We start from the raw sequence: 730 nt of genomic DNA on the forward strand, positions 1-730 counted from the left end.
CACCGATTATACGGTAAGCTACAGCAATAACACCGATGTGGGCACGGCCGGGGTGACGATCACGGGGACCGGCAACTACAGCGGAAGCCTTGAAACCAGTTTTGAAATTATTCCAATTGATACTTCAGGGCCCTCACCAGAACAGATATCCGCGCATAGCGGGGAGGATCAGCAGGCCACGGTGGGCACGGCCCTGGCGGATACGGTGAGTGTGTTTGTCAGCGACCGGTATTCCAACCCGGTGGCGGGCGCTGAGGTAACATTCGTGATTACCGCGGGTGGTGGTGAGTTTCCGGGCGGGGCTGCCGACACCGTTATGGTGACCAATAAGGATGGCATAGCGGCCTCCCCGGCGTGGACGCTGGGCCCGGCCCCGGGAGAGAACAGGCTGGAGGCGGTCGTGGAATCGCTGTCCGGTTCACCGGTCGTATTTACTGCCACCGCCCTGACGGGGACGGCGGAGCAAATGACCGCCCATAGCGGGGAGGATCAGCAGGCCACGGTGGGCACGGCCCTGGCGGATACGGTGAGTGTGTTTGTCAGCGACCGGTATTCCAACCCGGTGGCGGGCGCCGAGGTAACATTCCGTATTACCGCGGGCGGAGGTGAGTTTCCGGGCGGGGCTGCCGACACCGTTATGGTGACCAATAAGGATGGCATAGCGGCCTCCCCGGCGTGGACGCTGGGCCCGGCCCCGGGAGAGAACAGGCTGGAGGCGGTCGTGGAATCG

Annotated in this window: 1 pseudogene; it reads left to right on the top strand. The window is 63.2% G+C overall.

The features are described 5' to 3' along the window. Positions 1 to 730, top strand: a pseudogene (locus ACFSVN_RS05010) (hypothetical protein); the annotation flags it as partial.

The organism is Gracilimonas halophila (assembly GCF_042684365.1).
Lineage (GTDB): Bacteria > Bacteroidota > Rhodothermia > Balneolales > Balneolaceae > Gracilimonas > Gracilimonas halophila.